General features: G+C 64.2%; 15 protein-coding genes. 9 read left to right on the plus strand and 6 right to left on the minus strand.

Going from position 1 to position 17,689, the window contains the following annotated elements:
- Position 1: 1 nt before the first annotated feature.
- From xdhA to AC1DX6_RS03270, 4 genes are all read left to right on the plus strand, one after another.
- Complete coding sequence (gene xdhA, locus AC1DX6_RS03255; RefSeq protein WP_477311160.1) at positions 2 to 1,483, plus strand: xanthine dehydrogenase small subunit; 1,482 nt, start codon at positions 2 to 4, stop codon at positions 1,481 to 1,483.
- Positions 1,483 to 3,816: a xanthine dehydrogenase molybdopterin binding subunit gene (gene xdhB, locus AC1DX6_RS03260; protein WP_477311162.1), complete on the plus strand. Its 2,334-nt coding sequence runs from the start codon at positions 1,483 to 1,485 to the stop codon at positions 3,814 to 3,816. Before xdhA ends, xdhB begins: the two co-directional genes overlap by 1 nt.
- 74 nt (positions 3,817 to 3,890) lie before the next feature.
- Positions 3,891 to 4,772 (plus strand): xanthine dehydrogenase accessory protein XdhC, encoded by an 882-nt coding sequence (gene xdhC, locus AC1DX6_RS03265; RefSeq protein ID WP_477311889.1) that lies wholly within the window; start codon positions 3,891 to 3,893, stop codon positions 4,770 to 4,772.
- 110 nt (positions 4,773 to 4,882) lie between these two features.
- Entirely contained in the window at positions 4,883 to 5,713 is an 831-nt protein-coding gene (locus tag AC1DX6_RS03270; RefSeq protein WP_477311164.1) for a PhzF family phenazine biosynthesis protein, read from the plus strand.
- 13 nt (positions 5,714 to 5,726) lie between these two features.
- On the opposite strand, the gene AC1DX6_RS03275 is transcribed toward AC1DX6_RS03270, so the two are convergent.
- From AC1DX6_RS03275 to AC1DX6_RS03285, 3 genes are all read right to left on the minus strand, one after another.
- Positions 5,727 to 6,977, minus strand: a complete 1,251-nt coding sequence (locus AC1DX6_RS03275; protein ID WP_477311166.1) for an LLM class flavin-dependent oxidoreductase — start codon at positions 6,975 to 6,977, stop codon at positions 5,727 to 5,729.
- Positions 6,974 to 7,966, minus strand: coding sequence for an LLM class flavin-dependent oxidoreductase (locus AC1DX6_RS03280; RefSeq protein ID WP_477311168.1), 993 nt, complete (start codon positions 7,964 to 7,966; stop codon positions 6,974 to 6,976). Before AC1DX6_RS03280 ends, AC1DX6_RS03275 begins: the two co-directional genes overlap by 4 nt.
- Positions 7,967 to 8,049: 83 nt before the next feature.
- A complete protein-coding gene (locus tag AC1DX6_RS03285; protein ID WP_477311170.1) occupies positions 8,050 to 8,970 on the minus strand; it encodes a LysR family transcriptional regulator in 921 nt (306 codons plus the stop codon).
- 138 nt (positions 8,971 to 9,108) lie between these two features.
- On the opposite strand from AC1DX6_RS03285, the gene AC1DX6_RS03290 reads away from it, so the two are divergent.
- The 4 genes from AC1DX6_RS03290 (at position 9,109) to AC1DX6_RS03305 (ending at position 13,757) form a co-directional block, all read left to right on the plus strand.
- Positions 9,109 to 10,326, plus strand: coding sequence for a urate hydroxylase PuuD (locus tag AC1DX6_RS03290; protein ID WP_477311172.1), 1,218 nt, complete (start codon positions 9,109 to 9,111; stop codon positions 10,324 to 10,326).
- A gap of 2 nt (positions 10,327 to 10,328) precedes the next feature.
- Positions 10,329 to 11,645 carry a guanine deaminase gene (guaD, locus tag AC1DX6_RS03295; protein WP_477311174.1) on the plus strand — a complete coding sequence of 439 codons (1,317 nt, stop codon included), beginning with the start codon at positions 10,329 to 10,331 and terminating at the stop codon, positions 11,643 to 11,645.
- Between the two features lie 352 nt (positions 11,646 to 11,997).
- Positions 11,998 to 12,501, plus strand: a complete 504-nt coding sequence (locus AC1DX6_RS03300) for a heme-degrading domain-containing protein (protein ID WP_477311176.1) — start codon at positions 11,998 to 12,000, stop codon at positions 12,499 to 12,501.
- The gene (locus AC1DX6_RS03305) at positions 12,498 to 13,757 is read left to right on the plus strand and encodes a glycerate kinase type-2 family protein (protein WP_477311178.1); all 1,260 of its coding nucleotides are present in this window, start codon (positions 12,498 to 12,500) and stop codon (positions 13,755 to 13,757) included. The genes AC1DX6_RS03300 and AC1DX6_RS03305 overlap by 4 nt, the downstream gene beginning before the upstream one ends.
- 18 nt (positions 13,758 to 13,775) lie before the next feature.
- Here the strand turns inward: AC1DX6_RS03305 and AC1DX6_RS03310 are convergent, their stop codons facing one another.
- Together AC1DX6_RS03310 and AC1DX6_RS03315 are read right to left on the minus strand one after the other, a co-directional pair.
- On the minus strand, positions 13,776 to 15,176 hold the full coding sequence (locus AC1DX6_RS03310) for a glutamine synthetase family protein (RefSeq protein ID WP_477311180.1): 1,401 nt from the start codon (positions 15,174 to 15,176) through the stop codon (positions 13,776 to 13,778).
- Positions 15,177 to 15,187: 11 nt separating this feature from the next.
- Positions 15,188 to 16,570: an aspartate aminotransferase family protein gene (locus AC1DX6_RS03315; protein ID WP_477311182.1), complete on the minus strand. Its 1,383-nt coding sequence runs from the start codon at positions 16,568 to 16,570 to the stop codon at positions 15,188 to 15,190.
- A gap of 167 nt (positions 16,571 to 16,737) precedes the next feature.
- Between AC1DX6_RS03315 and AC1DX6_RS03320 the strand changes: the two genes are divergently transcribed.
- Entirely contained in the window at positions 16,738 to 17,190 is a 453-nt protein-coding gene (locus AC1DX6_RS03320; RefSeq protein ID WP_477311184.1) for a hypothetical protein, read from the plus strand.
- Between the two features lie 17 nt (positions 17,191 to 17,207).
- On the opposite strand, the gene AC1DX6_RS03325 is transcribed toward AC1DX6_RS03320, so the two are convergent.
- Complete coding sequence (locus tag AC1DX6_RS03325; RefSeq protein ID WP_477311186.1) at positions 17,208 to 17,639, minus strand: MarR family winged helix-turn-helix transcriptional regulator; 432 nt, start codon at positions 17,637 to 17,639, stop codon at positions 17,208 to 17,210.
- Positions 17,640 to 17,689: the final 50 nt, after the last annotated feature.

Consider the following 17,689-nt stretch of genomic DNA (forward strand, 5'->3'; position numbering starts at 1 on the left):
CATGGCCAAGGCCAAGATACGCAACGAGATCCGCTTCATCCTCAATGGCGAGGATGTCGCGCTGACCACGGTTGCGCCCGACGAGACCTTGCTCGACTGGCTGCGGCTGAACCGTTCGCTGCGCGGCACCAAGGAAGGCTGCGCCGAAGGTGATTGTGGCGCCTGCACCGTGCTGGTCGGCAGGCTCAGCACCGGCAAACTGGTCTACGAAAGCGTGAATGCCTGCATCCGCTTCCTCGGCTCGCTCGACGCCACCCATGTCGTCACCGTCGAGCATCTTCGCGGCGACGGAGAAAAACTACACCCTGTGCAGCAGGCGATGGTCGATTTCCACGGCTCGCAATGCGGCTTCTGCACGCCGGGCTTCGTCATGTCGCTCTATGGCCTGTGGATGCGCTCGCCGGAGCCATCGGATGCGGCAATCGAAAAGGCGCTGCAAGGCAATCTCTGCCGCTGCACCGGCTACGAGGCGATCATGCGCGCCGCACGCGCCATTTCCGGCTACGGCAAGGCGGCAAAGGACCCGCTGGCGGCGGAGCGCAAGGCGATCACCGCAAAGCTTGCGGCGATGAAAGACGGGTCGCGCGTCGAGATCGGCGCCGGCAAGGCGCGGCTCATCGTACCGGCCGATGCCGATGACCTGGCCAGCGTGCTCGACAAGCAGCCGGGCGCCACCATCGTCGCCGGTTCGACCGATGTCGGCCTGTGGGTGACCAAGCACATGCGCGATATCTCGCCAGTGGTCTTCATCGGCAATCTCGACGGTCTCTGCACGATCTCCGAGGACAAGGGCGTGATCTCGATCGGCGCCGGTGTCACCTACAGCGATGCCTTTGCGACGCTGGCGAAGCGCATTCTGGCGCTCGGGCCGCTGTTTGACCGCATCGGCGGCGAGCAGGTGCGCAACATGGGCACCATCGGCGGCAACATCGCCAACGGCTCGCCGATTGGCGACACCCCGCCGCCGCTGATCGCACTCGGCGCGCAGCTGACGCTGCGCAAGGGCAAGAAGCGGCGCACGATCCCGCTCGAGGACTTCTTCATCGCCTACGGCAAGCAGGACCGTAAAGCCGGCGAATTCGTCGAGGCCGTGCATGTCCCTGTGCCGGCCAAAGGGACAAAGTTTGCCGTCTACAAGATCACCAAGCGCCGCGACGAGGACATCACCGCGGCACTCGGCGCGTTTTTCCTGGATCTGGCAAAAGACGGTACGGTGGCTGACATTTGCATCGCCTATGGCGGCATGGCGGCGACGCCGAAACGGGCCCTCGGTGTCGAGCAGGCGCTGCTCGGCAAGCCCTGGACGGAGGCCACGGTCGAGGCGGCGATGGCCGAATACGCAAATGATTTCACCCCGCTGACCGATATGCGGGCAAGCGCCGAATACCGGGCGCTGGCGGCAAAGAACCTGCTGTTGCGCTTCTTTGCCGAGACCAGCGATACCGGAGCGCCATTTCAGGTTTCACGGAACGAGGCGGCCTGATGAACAAGCACGCCACCCCCAATCTCAAGGCGCAAAAAATCTCCGGCGGCGTTGCCTCCGACCAGCGCCATGATTCCGCGCACAAGCATGTCAGCGGCACCGCGATCTATATCGACGACATGCCGGAACCGGCCGGCACGCTGCATGGCTGCCTCGGGCTGTGCACGGCCACGCATGCCACCATCACGAAAATGGACCTGTCGGCGGTGCGCTCGGCGCCTGGCGTCGTCGATGTGCTGACGGCCAAGGATATACCTGGCGAAAACGACATTTCGCCGACCGGCCGTCACGACGAGCCGGTGCTTGCCGACGGCAAGGTGCAATTCTATGGCCAGCCGATCTTCTGCGTCATTGCCGAAACCCGCGAGCAGGCCCGCCGGGCGATAAGGCTGGCCAAGGTCGAATACCAGGAATTGCCCTTCGTCACCGACATCGGGGAACTCAACCCGAAAAAGGACAAGCTGGTCACGCCGCCGCTAACGCTGAGGCGCGGCGACGCCGCGGCCGCGATCAAGGCCGCGCCGCGCCGGCTCAAGGGAAAAATGCGCATCGGCGGCCAGGAACACTTCTACCTCGAAGGCCATATCGCCATGGCCGTTCCGGGCGAGGACCAGGACGTCGCCATCTATTCCTCGACCCAGCATCCGAGCGAAGTGCAGCACATGGTCAGCCATGCGCTCGGTGTGCCGAGCAACGCCATCACGGTGGAGATCCGCCGCATGGGCGGCGGCTTCGGCGGCAAGGAAACGCAAGGCAACCAGTTTGCCGCTTTGGCCGCCATCGCCGCGAAAAAACACCATCGCGCCGTGAAAATCCGGCCCGACCGCGACGACGACATGATCGCCACCGGCAAGCGCCACGACTTCCTCGTCGACTACGAGGTCGGCTTCGACGATGACGGCAACATTTTAGGCGTCGATTTCATGTTCGCGGCGCGCTGCGGCTTCTCGTCGGACCTGTCCGGCCCGGTCACCGACCGCGCGCTGTTCCATTGCGACAACACCTATTTCTGGCCGGCGGTGCACGCCCAGTCGGCGCCGCTCTACACCAACACCGTATCGAACACCGCCTTCCGTGGCTTTGGCGGCCCGCAAGGCATGGTCGGCGCCGAGCGCGTCATCGACGAGGTCGCCTTCGCCGTCGGCAAGGACCCGCTCGAAATCCGCAAGCAGAATTTCTATGGCACCAGTGACCGCAACGTCACGCCCTACCACCAGACGGTCGAGGACAACATCATCCACCGCATCGTCGCCGAGCTGGAGGCGAGTTCCGACTATGCCAGGCGCCGCCGCACCATCGAGGCCTTCAACGCCAACAGCCGCTACATCAAGCGCGGCCTGGCACTAACGCCGGTCAAGTTCGGCATCTCGTTCACCGCCACCCATTACAACCAGGCCGGCGCGCTGGTGCATGTTTATACCGATGGTTCGGTGCATCTGAACCATGGCGGCACCGAGATGGGGCAAGGCCTCTACGTCAAGGTGGCGCAAGTGGTGGCCGAAGAGTTCCAGATCGATCTCGACCAGGTCAAGATCACTGCGACGACGACCGGCAAGGTGCCGAACACCTCGGCCACGGCAGCATCGTCCGGCACCGACCTGAATGGCATGGCGGCGCAGAACGGCGCGCGGCAGATCAAGGACCGGTTGACCAATTTCGCCGCCGAAAAATACCAGGTGCCGCGCGATCAGGTGGTGTTCCTGCCCAACCGCGTGCGCATCGGCAACCAGGAGATCCCTTTCGCCGATCTGGTCAAGCAGGCCTATATGGCCCGCATCCAGCTGTCGGCGGCGGGCTTCTACAAGACGCCGAAAATCCACTGGAACCGCGACAAGGGCGAGGGTCGCCCGTTCTACTATTTCGCCTATGGCGCCTCGTGCTCGGAAGTCTCGGTCGACACGCTGACCGGCGAATACATGGTCGAGCGCACCGACATTCTGCACGAGACCGGCCGCTCGCTGAACCGCGCCATCGATCTCGGCCAGGTCGAGGGCGGCTTCATCCAGGGCATGGGCTGGCTGACGACAGAGGAACTTTGGTGGGACGCCAAGGGTCGGCTGCGCACCCATGCGCCGTCGACCTACAAGATCCCGCTCGCCTCCGACCGGCCGAAAATCTTCAATGTGACGCTGGCCGACTGGCCGGAAGCCGGTGAGCCGACGATCCACCGCTCCAAGGCGGTCGGCGAGCCGCCGTTCCCGCTCGGCATGTCGGTGCTGCATGCGCTGTCGGACGCGGTGGCGAGCGTCGCCGACCACAAGGTCTGTCCGCGCCTCGACGCCCCGGCAACACCGGAACGCGTGCTGATGGCGATCGAGCGGCTGAAGGCCTGAGTCTGGCCCCAGAGTTGGCAATGCGTGCAAATCGGGCCGAAAAAGCCTATGTTTCCCGTACGGGAATGCGAATGATGAACTCGAAAGTGCAAAGCCTGAAAGACTTCCTTGCCGGTCAAGGCCGCGTCGCTTTGGTCGAGGTTGCCGGGACGAAAGGGTCGACGCCACGTGAGAAGGGCGCCTTCATGCTCGTCTCGGCATCGGCGATTTTAGGCACGATCGGCGGCGGCCAGCTCGAATATATGGCGATCGACAAGGCCAGGCAGATGGTGGGTAAAGAAGCCCGCATCGAGGTCGACGAAATCTGCGCCACCCTCGATGTGCCGCTCGGGCCCGAAATCGGCCAGTGCTGCGGCGGCAGGGTCGAAGTGCTGATCCGGCTGGTCGACGCGGCGCTGGCGCAGGAGCTGGTTGCGGCGACGGAAGCCGAGGAAGCGCAACTGCCGCACGTCTACATCTTCGGCGGTGGCCATGTTGGCCAGGCACTGGCCTCGGCAGCGGCCTTGCTGCCGGTGCATGTCGTGGTCATCGAGACGCGAGCCGAAGCGCTGGAGGGCATGCCGGAAACGGTCGAAACCAGTCTGACGCCGATGCCCGAAGCGATGGTGCGCAAGGCCCCTGTTGGAACCGCCTTCGCCATCCTCACCCACGACCACGCGCTGGATTTCCTGATCGTCGCCGAGGCGCTGAAACGTGACGATGCCGCCTATGTCGGCATGATCGGCTCGAAGACCAAAAAGGCGACGTTCAAAAGCTGGTTCCTGAAGTCGGCGGATGGCAGCGAGGCGGAGTTTGCCCGGCTCGTCTCGCCGATCGGCGGCGATACGGTCAAGGACAAGCGGCCGCAGGTGATCGCGGCGCTCGCGGCCGCCGAGATCATGACGGCGCTGGTCACCCACGCGGCCGCATCAGCCGTCTCGTACCCGGCGTCTCACGACAAGGCGATGGCTGGTTGACGCGGTTTGCAGGCTGTGAGCAAAAGTCACAGCAGCTCCTCGCTTTCCCAGGTTCTCAAATGAGCTGAGAAGGTGTTTCCTGCCTCCCTTGCAGCATGAGGCAGAGACACATGGACGTATTGAGAATCGCGGCCTTTTCCGATGGCGACAGCGGCGGCAATCCCGCTGGAGTGCTGATTGGCGATGTCCTGCCCGATGCCGCCAAGATGCAGAGCGTCGCGGCTGAAGTCGGTTTCTCCGAAACCGCCTTTGCCGCTCCCGATGGCGATAGCTGGCGCGTCCGCTATTTCTCGCCGGAATCGGAAGTTCCGTTCTGCGGGCACGCCACCATCGCCCTGGGCGCGGCGCTGGTCCGGCAGTTTGGCGGCGGCGTTTTCGCGTTGATCCTCAACCAGGCCAAAATCACTGTGGAAGGTTTTCGCGACGGTGCGAATGTCGCCGCCGCGTTGCAGTCGCCGCCGACCCACAGCAAACCTGCTCCGCAGAAACTGGTCGCCGAGGCGGTGGCGCTGTTCGGCTATTCCGCAAGCGATCTCGATCCGGCCATTCCACCGGCGCTGATCCATGGCGGTGCCGACCACCTCGTGCTGGCGCTGAAGTCGCGCCAGGCTCTGGCCGCCATGGCCTATGAGCTGAAAGCCGGTCAGGCTCTGATGCGGCGCGAAGGGCTGGTTACCATCCTGCTCGCATACGCCGAAACGCCGCGGCTGTTCCACACCCGCAACCCGTTTGCCTCCGGCGGCGTCTATGAGGATCCGGCGACCGGTGCCTCGACGGCGGCGTTTGCCGGCTATCTGCGCGACCTTGGCTGGCCGCATGGCGGCGCGATTGATATCGTCCAGGGCGAGGATATGGGCATGCGTTCGCGTTTGCATGCCGACATTCCGCCTCAGCCAGGCAGCTCGATCAGGGTCTCGGGAACCGCCCGGATGATGGCGTAGACGCTGCCGGACCTCACGCCGGCCGCTTCAAGCCGAGATGGTCGCGCAGCGTGCGGCCTTCATACTCCTTGCGAAACAGGCCGCGCCGCTGCAGTTCCGGCACAACGAGCGTGGCAAAGGCATCGAGTTCGCCCGGGAACCAGGACGGCATGACGTTGAAGCCGTCGGCCGCCCCACCTTCGAACCGCGCCTGCAATTCGTCGGCGACCTGTGCCGCCGTGCCGACGATGCGCCAATGGCCGCGCGCGCCGGCGAAATGACGGGCAAGCTGACGGATGGAAAGGCCGTCGCGGCGCGATTGCTCGACGACCAGCGCCTGCCGGCTTTTCATCCCCTCGCTCTCTGGCAGCTCCGGCAGCGGCCCATCGATCGGGTAGCGCCACAGATCGGAAATGCTGAGATAACTGGACAGCAGTGCTACGCCGACATCGTCGGGGATCAGCTCCTGCAATTCCTCATATTTCTCGCGGGCTTCGGCTTCCGTTTCCGCCACCACTGGCGCCACGCCCGGCATGATCTTGATGTCGTCCGGCTCGCGCCCATAGGCCGCCATGCGCCCCTTCAGGTCATCGTAGAAGGCCTTGGCTTCTTCAAAAGTCTGCGCCGCCGTGAACACGACATCGGCGCTGCGGGCGGCCAGGTCGCGGCCGACATCCGAGGCGCCGGCCTGCACCGTCACCGGCGCGCCCTGCTGCGAGCGCGGCAGGTCGAGCGGGTCGTGCACCGAAAAACTCTGACCGTTGTGACCGCCGTCCAGCTTGCCATGCCAAAGTCCGGTGACCACTTCGGCGAATTCTCGCGCCCGCTCATAGCGGTCGGCATGGGGTTTGAGGCCGGTCGAGCCGAAATTGGCGGCTTCGATGGGACTGGCCGACGTCACAAGGTTCCAGCCGGCGCGGCCGCCGCTCAGATGATCGAGCGACAGGAAGGTCCGTGCCAGCCCGTAAGGTTCGTTGTAGCTCGTCGACGCCGTGGAGACGAGGCCGATGCGGCTGGTCTGGACCGCCAGTGCCGAAAGCAGGCTGATCGGTTCAAAACCGATCGAGCGCGAGGTCTGGCTGGCGATGCCGACGTTGGCCTCGCGCAGGCCGGCGGCGTCCTCGCAGAAGATCATGTCGAATTTCGCCGCCTCCGCTGTGCGCGCCAGCTGGATGTAGTGATCGATATCGATGCCCGCTGTGACATGCGCCTTGGGGTGGCGCCAGGCGGCAATGTGGTGGCCCGTCGCCCAGAGGAAGGCGCCGAGCTTCATCTGGCGGATCATTGGTCGCCTCCGCCGAGATGCGACCGCAGCGTCGCTCCACGATAGCTCGACCTAACAAGGCCGCGTCGCCGCAACTCCGGCAAAACGAGATCGACGAAATCGTCGAGGGCCGACGGCGGCATCAGAAGGTTGAAACCATCGCAGCTTTTCGACCGAAAGCCCGATTCGAGCCTGTCCGCGAAGACGTCGGTGCCGTTGATATCCAGCCCTGTAGTCATCAGCACCTTCACCGCGCCGGGATCGCGACCGAACGCCAGCGCACGGCGCTTCAGATCGTCATAAATTGCCTTCGTACGCTCGGCCGGCCTCTCGTTCAGCAGGATGACATCGGCGGTGCGGGCAGCAATATTCATCTCGGGCTCCGCCACGCCGGACAGCACCAGCACCGGCGTATCCTGTGGTGAGCGCGCGACGTTCAGCGGCCCGCGCACGGAGAAAAACGCGCCCTTGTGGTCGAGCAGGTGCATCCTTTCGGGGTCGTGGAAGCGGCCGCCGCTCTTGTCGAACAACAGCGCGTCCGCATCCCAGCCATGCCACAAGCCTTGAACGATGCCGATATATTCCTCCGTGCGGCGACGAAAATCGTCGCCGGAAAACCCTTCCGGCCGGCTGAAATTGGCCGCCTCGCGTGCCGCCTGCGCCATGGTCGCGTGCCAACCGGCGCGGCCACGGCTGATGAGATCGAGCGAAGCGAAACGGCGCGCCAGATTGTAGGGCTGGTGGGCAAGCGTCGAGGCGCTGGCAACGAGCCCGATCCGGCTCGTCACTGTCGCCAGTGCCGCCAGCAAGGTCGTCGCTTCAAAGGGCACTTGCCGGTTCGATGCGTCGCTGCCTGCGGCCGGCGCGGCATCGGCAAGCAGCACCATGTCCAGCTCGGCTGCTTCGGCCTTTTGCACGAAGCGAGACAGCTGATCGAATGCGGGCTCGGTTGCGGATGAAGTGTCAGGGACCGGCGAAACGGCAAGATGCATTTTGGTGCCGTTGTTCATCGATGGTCCCTGCAAGACGATATGCCGGAACTATGTTCGCCACATCAGGGGATGGCAACCGGCGGCGCTGGGCCAACCGCCCCTCACTTGCCGGCCAGCAAATCCTTGATCAGCCGCTGGCAGCGCTCGGCCATGAAATCGAGTAGCAGCCGCACTTTTGGGTCCTGCAGCTTCTTGTGCGGGTAGACGGCGGCGAACTGGACCGGTGTCGGCGGCGTGTTGGCGAGGATCACCTTCAGTCGCTGGTCGCGGATGAACGGCTCGACCTCGAAGCGCGGCTTGTTGATGATGCCGCGGCCCGACAGCGCCCAGCCGGTCAGCACGTCGCCATCATCGGTGTCGTAGGGTCCGTGCACCTCGAATTTCTGTGGGCCGGTCGGCGTCTGCAGCGTCCACACATATTCGCGCGCGCCGGAGTAGCGCAGCATCAGGCAGTCATGCTTCTTGCCGATCAGCTCTTGCGGCACGGCGGGTTCGCCGCGCGCCTCCAGATATTTCGGCGCCGCCACCAGCACCCGTTCGCATTCCATGATGCCGCGCATGCGCAGGCTGGAATCCTCGATGATGCCGAGCCGGAAGGCGACGTCGATGCCCTCCTTCATGATATCGACATTGTGGTCGGAGAGCCGCAGCCGCACCTCGATGTCGGGGTATTTGTCATGGAAGTCGGGAATGCCCGATGCCACCAGCCGGCGGCCGAGGCCAAGCGGCGCCGTCACCTTGATCGTGCCGCGCGGCTGGCCTGACAATGCTGAGACGGCGGCTTCCGCCTCGGTAATCGCCTCCAGCACCTGCTTGGCGCCCGCGTAAAACACCGTGCCGTGTTCGGTCGGCATCAATTGCCGCGTCGTGCGGTTGAACAGCCTGACGCCCAGGTGTTTTTCCAGTTCCTTGATGCGGTTGGAGGCGACCGCCGGCGAAATGCGCATATCGCGGCCCGCCGCCGACAGATTGCCGAGTTCGACGACGCGGACGAAGACGGCGATGTTATCGAGATAGGCCATGCGGATTCCGTGGCTCTCATGCAGCTGCGTGGGATCAGCTTAGTATTTTCCATTTTTTTTTGAAAGTCATCGTGCACCTCGCCCCTTTCCGTTTGCGCCCCAGTCCGTAAAGTCAGCCGATCGGCAGGGACGACTTCAATGATGGATTTCGCAATTTTCTGGGAATGGCTGAGTTTCGCCGTGCGCTGGCTGCATGTCGTCACCGGCATCGCCTGGATCGGCTCCTCCTTCTACTTCGTCGCGCTCGATCTCGGCTTGCGCCAGCGTCCGGGCCTGCCCGCCGGCGCGTTCGGCGAGGAATGGCAGGTGCACGGCGGCGGCTTCTACCACATCCAGAAATATCTGGTGGCGCCGGCCGAAATGCCCGAGCACCTGACCTGGTTCAAATGGGAATCCTACGCCACCTGGCTGTCCGGCTTCGCCATGCTGTGCGTCGTCTATTACGCCGGCGCCGACCTGTTCCTGATCGATCCCAATGTGCTGCCGATGTCGGTGCCGACAGGCATTCTGCTGTCGATGGCGACGATTGGCGTCGGCTGGGTGGTCTACGATCTTCTCTGCCGCTCGCCATTGGGAAAAAGCGACACCGGCCTGATGCTGGTGCTCTACGGCGTGCTGGTGTTCATCGCCTGGGGTCTGACGCACCTGTTCACCGGCCGCGCCGCCTTCCTGCATCTGGGCGCCATCACCGCCACGATCATGTCGGCCAACGTCTTCATGGTCATCATCCCCAACCAGAAGATCGTCGTTGCCGACCTGATCGCCGGCCGCAAGCCCGATCCGAAATACGGCAAGATCGCCAAGCAGCGCTCGCTGCACAACAATTACCTGACGCTGCCGGTTTTGTTCCTGATGCTGTCGAACCACTATCCGCTGGCCTTCGGCACTGAGTTCAACTGGGTCATTGCCTCGCTGGTGTTCATCATCGGCGTCTTGATCCGGCATTATTTCAACACCGTGCACAAGCGTGCCGGCAACCCGCACTGGACCTGGATGGCAGCCGCCGTGCTGTTCGTCATCATCATCTGGCTGTCGACCGCGCCGAAGGTGCTGACCGGTGAGCCCAAGGCGTCCGCCGCCGCAGAAGTCTACATCGCCTCCGCACATTTCCCGGCGGTGCGCGACACCGTGCTCGGCCGCTGCTCCATGTGCCATGCCGAGGAGCCGGGCTACGAAGGCATTTACCACGCACCCAAGGGCGTGATGCTCGATACCGATGCGGCCATCGCCGAACACGCGCGCGAGATCTACCTGCAGGCCGGCCGCAGCCACGCCATGCCACCCGCCAATGTCTCAGGGATTACCGACAAGGAGCGGGCATTGTTGGTGGCATGGTTCGAAGGCGCAGGTAAATAAGCATGACATCAACACTTCTGCGCGGCCGCACGCTGTCCTTCCTGCGCTGGCCCGAAAGCATCGACGACCATGCCGCCTGGCGCTACGAGGAGGATGGTGGCCTGTTGATCTGCGATGGCAGGATCGTTGCTGCCGGCGCCTTTGCGCAAATCGAGAAGCAGGCCGGCGAGAGCGTCAAAAAGATCGACCATCGGCCGCATTTGCTGCTGCCTGGTTTCATCGACGCGCATGCGCATTTTCCGCAGATGCAGGTCATTGCGTCGTATGGCGCCGAACTGCTCGACTGGCTGAACACATACACCTTCCCGGAAGAGACGAAGTTCAGCAATGCGCAGCACGGCCGCCGCATCGCCCGGCTGTTCCTCGACGAGATGCTGCGCCATGGCACGACGACCGTCGCCGCCTATTGTTCCGTGCACAAGGCTTCCGCCGAAGCGTTCTTTGCCGAGTCGCATGACCGCAACATGCTGAACATCGCCGGCAAGGTGATGATGGACCGCAATGCGCCCGACGGCGTGCTCGACACGCCGCAATCGGGCTATGACGACTCGAAGGCGCTGATCGCACAATGGCACGGCAAGGGCCGGCAGCACTACGCCATCACGCCGCGCTTCGCCATCACCTCGTCGCCCGAGCAGATGGAAATGGCCGGCGCGCTTTGCCGCGAACACCCCGACCTGCATATGCAGACGCATCTGTCGGAAAACCACGCCGAGATCGCTTTCACCCAGGAGCTCTACCCCTGGTCGCGCGACTACACGGATGTCTACGAGCACTATGGGCTGCTGGGCAAAAAGAGCCTATTCGGCCATTGCATCCATCTGTCGGAACGCGAGGCGGATGCTCTCTCGGATACGGGTTCGGTGGCGGTGTTCTGCCCGACCTCCAACCTGTTTCTTGGCTCAGGCCTGTTCGACTATCAGCGCTTTCGCCGCCGCGACAAGCCGCTACGGATCGCCGCCGCCACCGATGTCGGCGGCGGTACCAATTATTCGATGCTGCGCACCATGGACGAAGGCTACAAGGTGATCGCGCTGAACGGCGAGAAGTTGAATCCCTTCCAGTCCTTCTGGCAGCTCACCCGCGGCAATGCCGAGGCGCTGTCGGTGGCGGAAAAGGTCGGCACGCTGGACCTAGGCACTGACGCCGACATCGTCGTACTCGACGCCCGCGCCACGCCGGCAATGCGGCTGCGCATGGAGACGGTGGAGACGCTGGCGCAGGAACTGTTCCTGCTGCAGACGCTGGGCGACGACCGTGCCGTGCACGAGGTTTACGTGGCGGGAAGACCGGCGAAGAGCGACATGATTGCGGGGTGAGACCCGACCCCGAGGGGAGAGGATCGCAGCTCGACGAAGTGGGGTCGATCTTCGCGCGGGACAAGATGATCATTGCGCCTGGTTGCCAAGTGGTCCCCCACTCCGTCGCCGCTTCGCGGCGCCACCTCTCTCCCTCCGGAGGGAGAGGAAGAGGGCCTCGGCTTCGCAGGACGGGCGCCGGTTCGGACAGCTTGGCGCCCTTCCTCTACCCCGTCGATCGTGGGAGAGGTGTCGAGCGAAGCTCGACGGAGTGGGGGTCGACCCTGACGGGGCAAGACGACCGCTGCGACGGGAGCTTGACCGGGCGAAGCTTGTCGTACAAACGACGGGTGACGATTTTCGGAGAAAGAAAATGGCCGCTGCGGACGACATTGCTCTGATCCAGAAACAGGAAGAGACGCTGATCTTCCCGGCCTTTGACGAGGCTGTCGCCTTCAAGATCGGTTCAGCCATCCGCGACCGTGCGCTGGCCGAGAACTTCCCCATCATCGTCGACATCAGGACCTTCGACCGGCCGCTGTTTTACGCGGCGATGCCGGGCTCGAACGCCTCCAATCCGGACTGGGCGCGGCGCAAGATCAACGTGGTGAAGCGGTTTCTCAAAAGCACCTATCGAATGGTGCTGGAGCAGCAGCGCCCGGACCGCACCTTCAAGGTTGGCGAGGGTCTGGATATTGCAGACTATGTGCTGGCCGGCGGCGGCTTTCCCATAAATGTCAAGGGCGCCGGCGTCATCGGCGCGATTACCGTCTCCGGCCTGCCGGAGCGTGACGACCATGGCGTCGTCGTCGAAGCGATTTGCAACTACCTGCGCCTTGACGCTGCCGAGTTGACACTGCCGCCGGAAGCCAAATGACCGAGCCCAAGCCCTTCCTCATTTCGATCTTCAATGCCGCTGTGGCTGCCGCCGATCCCGAGCGAACCATCAGGGATCATTTGCCGGCAAAGCCCAGGGGCCGCACCATCGTCGTCGGCGCCGGCAAAGGTTCGGCGCAGATGGCGGCGGCTTTCGAAAAAGTGTGGGACGGGCCGATCGAAGGGCTGGTCGTCACCCGCTACGGCTATGGCGCGAAATGCGAGCGCATCGAGATCATCGAGGCGGCGCACCCGGTGCCGGACGCCGCCGGCCTCGAAGCGTCGCGGCGGCTGCTCGCCAAGGTCCAGAGGCTGACAGCGGACGATCTGGTCGTGGCGCTGATTTCCGGCGGCGGCTCGGCGCTGCTGCCGTCGCCTGCCGGTAGCCTGACGCTTGCGGACGAGATCGCCGTCAACGAGGCACTGCTTGCCTCCGGCGCGCCGATCGCGGCGATGAACACCATCCGCAAGCACGTCTCCACCATCAAGGGCGGCCGGCTGGCAGCTGCAGCATATCCGGCCAGGGTGGTCTCGTTGGTCGTCTCCGACATCCCCGGCGACAATCCGGCGCTGGTTGCCTCCGGCCCGACGGTGCCGGATACCGGCAGCCGCGCGGGCGCGCTGGCGTCGATATCAGCCTCTGGCATGAAACTGCCGGCCTCAGTCATGGCGCATATCAATTCGTCGGCTGCCGATGCGCCTCAGCAGGACGATCCGCGCTTTGCTCGCAATGAAGTGCATCTGATCGCTTCGGCCGGCGTGTCGCTGGAGGCAGCAGCAGCGGAAGCCAAGCGCCAGGGCGTTGAAGCGGTCATCCTCTCCGATTCCATCGAGGGCGAAGCGCGCGAGGTCGGTGGCATCCATGCGGCGATCGCGCGCGAAGTGGCGACTCGCAACCGGCCGTTCAAAAAGCCGGTGCTGATCCTGTCGGGCGGCGAAACGACTGTAACCTTGCGGGCCAAGGGCAAGGGTGGCCGCAATTCCGAATTCCTGCTGGCCTTCGCCATCGGCATCAGTGGCACGCATGGCATCCATGCGCTGGCCGCAGACACTGACGGCATTGACGGTTCGGAGGACAATGCCGGCGCCTTCGCCGACGGTTCGACCGTTTCGCGGATGCGCGCAGTGGGAGTCGACGCCAAGGCGATGCTGGCCGGCAACAATGCCTGGACGGCCTTCAATGCGGTGGGTGATCTGTTTGTACCGGGGCCTACGGGCACGAATGTCAACGATCTCAGGGCGATCCTGATTCGCTGAAGTTGTGCGCCGGACCGCCTACACCTCGTGCAGATAGAGGTGGTAGTCCAGCTCGCTGACGGTGCGCGCGACGCGCAGATATTCGGATTGCTTGATCGCCACGAAAGTCCGGTGCAGGTCTTCGCCGAGCGCGCCTTTGAGGAAGGTCGACGCCCTTGCCGCTTCGATCGCGGCGCGCCAGTCCACCGGCATCGTCGTGCGGGTGATTGCCGATTCATAGCCATTGCCGGTGGTTTCGGGGCCGGGGTCGAGGCCTTCGTCGAGACCTTTGACGATGCCGGCCAGCACCGTCGCCGCGATCAGATAGGGATTGGCGTCGACGCCCGATGGCCGATGCTCGATGCGCCGGTTTTTAGTATCGCCTGCCGGCACGCGCAGCGCCACCGAGCGGTTGTTGACACCCCAGGTCGGCGCCACCGGCGCATAGGATTGCGAAACGAAGCGCCGCCACGAATTGGCATGCGGCGCAAACACCAGCATCGATTCGGCCATGGTCTGGATCAGGCCGCCGAGCCCCTGCAGCAACGGCAGCGACCAGCTTTCGCCGCCGGCTTCGGCAAACACGTTCCTGCCGGCCTTGTCCTGCAGCGAGACATGGAAATGCATGCCCGATCCCGCATATTTCTCGATCGGCTTGGCCATGAAGCAGGCGGTGACGCCATGGCGGCGCGCCTGCGCCCGCACCAGCCGCTTCAGCATGACGAGGTCGTCGGCCGCCCGCATGACGTCCTTGCGGTAATTCAGCGTCAGCTCGTACTGGCCGGGCGCATATTCGGAAATGACCGTCTCAGCCGGGATGCCTTGCGCCTTGGCGGCGGCGTAGATGTCGGAAAACAGCGGCTCCATGCCGTGCAGATGGTCGACGGAATAGACTTCGGTCTTGCCCGAGACGCGGCCGTCGAGCACGGCGTCCGCCGGCTTCACCTTGCCGTCGGCGTCGCGTTCGTTGGCCAGCAGAAAAAATTCGAGCTCGAAAGCGCCGGCGGGATAGAGGCCCTTGGCCGCCAGTATGTCGACCTGGCGGGCCAGCGCCAGGCGCGGGTCGGACGACATCGGCCGGCCGTCGAGCATGTACATCGCCATCAGCAACTGGCCGCGCGGTGGCTGCGTGCCAAACAGCGGCACCAGCGTGCCGGGGATCGGCCATGCCCTGAGGTCGCCGTCGCCGGTCGTCCAGATCAAGCCGGTCTCGTGCACATCCTCACCGGTGATGTCGAGGCCGAGGATCGAGATCGGCATATGGCGGCCGCCCTCGAAAATGCTCATCAACTCGTGCCGGCGCACGATCTTGCCGCGGCCGACGCCATTGGCGTCGGTCAGCACGATGTCGAAGGCCTCGATTTCAGGATGCGCGGCGAGGAAGGCTTTGGCTTCGCTGGGAGTCGAGCCCGAAGGTGAGGTCGCTGTGGCTGTCGGCATGCGCGCTTGTCTCATGCCGCAAGCCTTGCCGCAACCGCTGCGAAGGCGGTGATCAACCGGTTGACCTGGGCGCCGGTGGTCGCCGGCGAGATCAGCATCATGTTGTGGAAGGGCGCGATCAGCACGCCCTGATTGACCAGCGTGACATGGATCGCGGCTTCGAGTTCGGGCGCGTGCGCGGCTTCCGCCTCACCGCCATTCCTGAGCGGGCCGGGCGCGCAGATGAACTCGACGCGGGCGCCGACCCGGGAAACATGCCAGGGCAAGCGGTAGCGGTCGATGACGCCGGTCAGCCCGGCGTCGAGCCGCCGCGCCAGATGGTCCATCCGCTCATAATTTTCTTGCGTCATCACCTCTTCGAGCGTGGCGCGCATGGCTGCGAATTGCAGCGGGTTGGCCGACAGCGTCGTGCCCATGCCGGAATAGCCCGGCTCCTTGGTCCTGTTGTAGGCGGCATAGCGCGTGGCGACGTCGTCGCTCATGCCCCATACACTGGCCGGCACACCGCCGGCGATCGGCTTGCCCAGCACGAAAAAGTCCGGCTCCAGCCCGTATCTTTTTGTGTAGCCGCCGGGGCCGGTCGAGATCGTATGCGTCTCGTCGATCAAAAGCAGCGTGCCGGTCGCGCGGGTGAGACGCCGCAGTGCGTCGTGGAAGCCAGAATCGGGCAGCACCATGCAGGAATTGGTCAGCACCGGCTCGGCAATAACGCAGGCGACGTCCTTATCCCTCAGTGCGGCCTCAAGCGCCGGGACATCGTTGAATTCGATCACCTTGGTTGCCCGCGTCAGGTCGCGGAATTCCCCCGCCAGTCCCGGCCGGTTGACCGGGATGCCGTCGACCAGCCGCACCATCGTCTCGTCGACCGAGCCATGATAGCAGCCATTGAACACCAGGATCTTTTCCCTTCCGGTGACGGCGCGGGCGACGCGCAGCGCGAAACGATTGGCGTCGGTCGCCGTCGTCGCGATCTGCCAGAAGGGCAGGCCGAAACGCTGCTGCAGCAACGGGCCGATGGCCAGTGCATCTTCGGAAGGCAGCATGTAGGTCAGGCCGCGCCCGGCCTGGCGGCGGATCGCGCGCGCCACCGGTGGCGGCGAATGGCCGAACATCGAGCCGGTGTCGCCGAGGCAGAAATCGTCGAGCTTGTTGCCGTCGATATCGGTGATGGTGGCGCCCTTGGCGCTGTCGACCAGGATCGGAAACGGCGTCGGCCAGTCGTTCATCCAGTGCATCGGCACGCCGCCGAAGAAGCCGGGCAGGCCGTTGCCGGCCTTGGACAGCGATTTCGGCCGCGCCTTGCGGAAGACGGAGGCCTCAGCCTCACGCAATTCCGCGATGCGGGCGGGGCTGATGCCGCCAATGGAAGTCGTTGAATGGTCGATTGAATGCATGAAGAACCCTCTCGCCCGGCACTGTAGACGTCAGCGGTCCGCAACCGCAATTGGCCGCCTGGCTGCCCTGCATTGGTTCAGCAGCCACGGCAGACGCAGCCGGCGCTTGACCTCAGGGTGCGGACTGGCATCAATGTGGTTGGACTTAGGTCTTTGGGGGAGAAAAAATGCGGGCGATCATCTGCACTGCGACGTTGCTTATGTCGACCGGCGCCGCCTTTGCGAGTGGCGGTATCTGGTGCACCACCGAGGATGCGGCGGCGATATTCCAGGTCGAAGCCGGTGTCACCAGGGGCATGGGCGGGCCGACCTTCAACTTTCGCGGCGATCTGGAAATTCTCGGCAGGCCTGCCGGCGACAGCCTGCGCAAGACCGTGTTCGAGGATTCCAACCTGACGCAATACTGGCTCGACGACAAGGAATTGCGGCTGAACATCTACCACGAGCACGAGGTCGCGCAACGCATCAACTCGGTCGAACTGACGATCCTGACCAAGACCAGTGACGAGGGCGTCTATGACGGGCTTTATACCCTCGCCATCTACGACGCCGCGGCGGATACGGACCAGGACGGCAAGCCGGTTGAAGTCACCGGCAAAGTATCCTGCGGGGCCGAGTAGCTCTTCTCGATCGGAAATCAGTCTGCCTGCATCGAGGCGATGGCGCGCCGCATCAGGTCGAGAAACAGCAGCCGTTCGTCCTCGCTGAAGCCGGCCAGTGCTGCCTCGTTCTGTAAGCGCGCCGCCTGCGTCGCGGGTTCGCGCAGGCCAATGGCTTTTGGGGTGAGATGGATCGACTGCGAGCGCCCGTCTTCGGGGTGTGAGCGTCGTTCGATGAGCCCGTCGCGCTCCATGCGGATCAGCGTGTTGGCCATCGTCGCTTGCTCGACGCTGAGCCGCTGCACGAGTTCGCGTTGCGTCAGGCCATCTTCATCCCACAGCGCCAGCAGCGTCATGAACTGCGCCGGCGCCAGCCCCAGCGGCCGGATGCGCTGTTGCAACCCGTTGGCGAACAGCCGCGCCATGTGGTTGGCCAGAAATCCTGCGGAGCGTTCCTTCTGAAATGCCATGCCCGCGAGATAGCAGTTGAATAGCATGCTATGCAATGATATATAGCTTG

It is taken from the genome of Mesorhizobium sp. P2_C4 (assembly GCF_056404575.1).

Excerpts from the sequence above, each read along its gene's own strand:
- xdhA (WP_477311160.1), top strand. The coding sequence starts at position 2 with ATGGCCAAGGCCAAGATACGCAACGAGATCCGCTTCATCCTCAATGGC.
- xdhB (WP_477311162.1), top strand. The coding sequence starts at position 1,483 with ATGAACAAGCACGCCACCCCCAATCTCAAGGCGCAAAAAATCTCCGGC.
- xdhC (WP_477311889.1), top strand. The coding sequence starts at position 3,891 with ATGAACTCGAAAGTGCAAAGCCTGAAAGACTTCCTTGCCGGTCAAGGC.
- AC1DX6_RS03270 (WP_477311164.1), top strand. The coding sequence starts at position 4,883 with ATGGACGTATTGAGAATCGCGGCCTTTTCCGATGGCGACAGCGGCGGC.
- AC1DX6_RS03275 (WP_477311166.1), bottom strand. The coding sequence starts at position 6,977 with ATGATCCGCCAGATGAAGCTCGGCGCCTTCCTCTGGGCGACGGGCCAC.
- AC1DX6_RS03280 (WP_477311168.1), bottom strand. The coding sequence starts at position 7,966 with ATGAACAACGGCACCAAAATGCATCTTGCCGTTTCGCCGGTCCCTGAC.
- AC1DX6_RS03285 (WP_477311170.1), bottom strand. The coding sequence starts at position 8,970 with ATGGCCTATCTCGATAACATCGCCGTCTTCGTCCGCGTCGTCGAACTC.
- AC1DX6_RS03290 (WP_477311172.1), top strand. The coding sequence starts at position 9,109 with ATGATGGATTTCGCAATTTTCTGGGAATGGCTGAGTTTCGCCGTGCGC.
- guaD (WP_477311174.1), top strand. The coding sequence starts at position 10,329 with ATGACATCAACACTTCTGCGCGGCCGCACGCTGTCCTTCCTGCGCTGG.
- AC1DX6_RS03300 (WP_477311176.1), top strand. The coding sequence starts at position 11,998 with ATGGCCGCTGCGGACGACATTGCTCTGATCCAGAAACAGGAAGAGACG.
- AC1DX6_RS03305 (WP_477311178.1), top strand. The coding sequence starts at position 12,498 with ATGACCGAGCCCAAGCCCTTCCTCATTTCGATCTTCAATGCCGCTGTG.
- AC1DX6_RS03310 (WP_477311180.1), bottom strand. The coding sequence starts at position 15,176 with ATGCCGACAGCCACAGCGACCTCACCTTCGGGCTCGACTCCCAGCGAA.
- AC1DX6_RS03315 (WP_477311182.1), bottom strand. The coding sequence starts at position 16,570 with ATGCATTCAATCGACCATTCAACGACTTCCATTGGCGGCATCAGCCCC.
- AC1DX6_RS03320 (WP_477311184.1), top strand. The coding sequence starts at position 16,738 with ATGCGGGCGATCATCTGCACTGCGACGTTGCTTATGTCGACCGGCGCC.
- AC1DX6_RS03325 (WP_477311186.1), bottom strand. The coding sequence starts at position 17,639 with ATGGCATTTCAGAAGGAACGCTCCGCAGGATTTCTGGCCAACCACATG.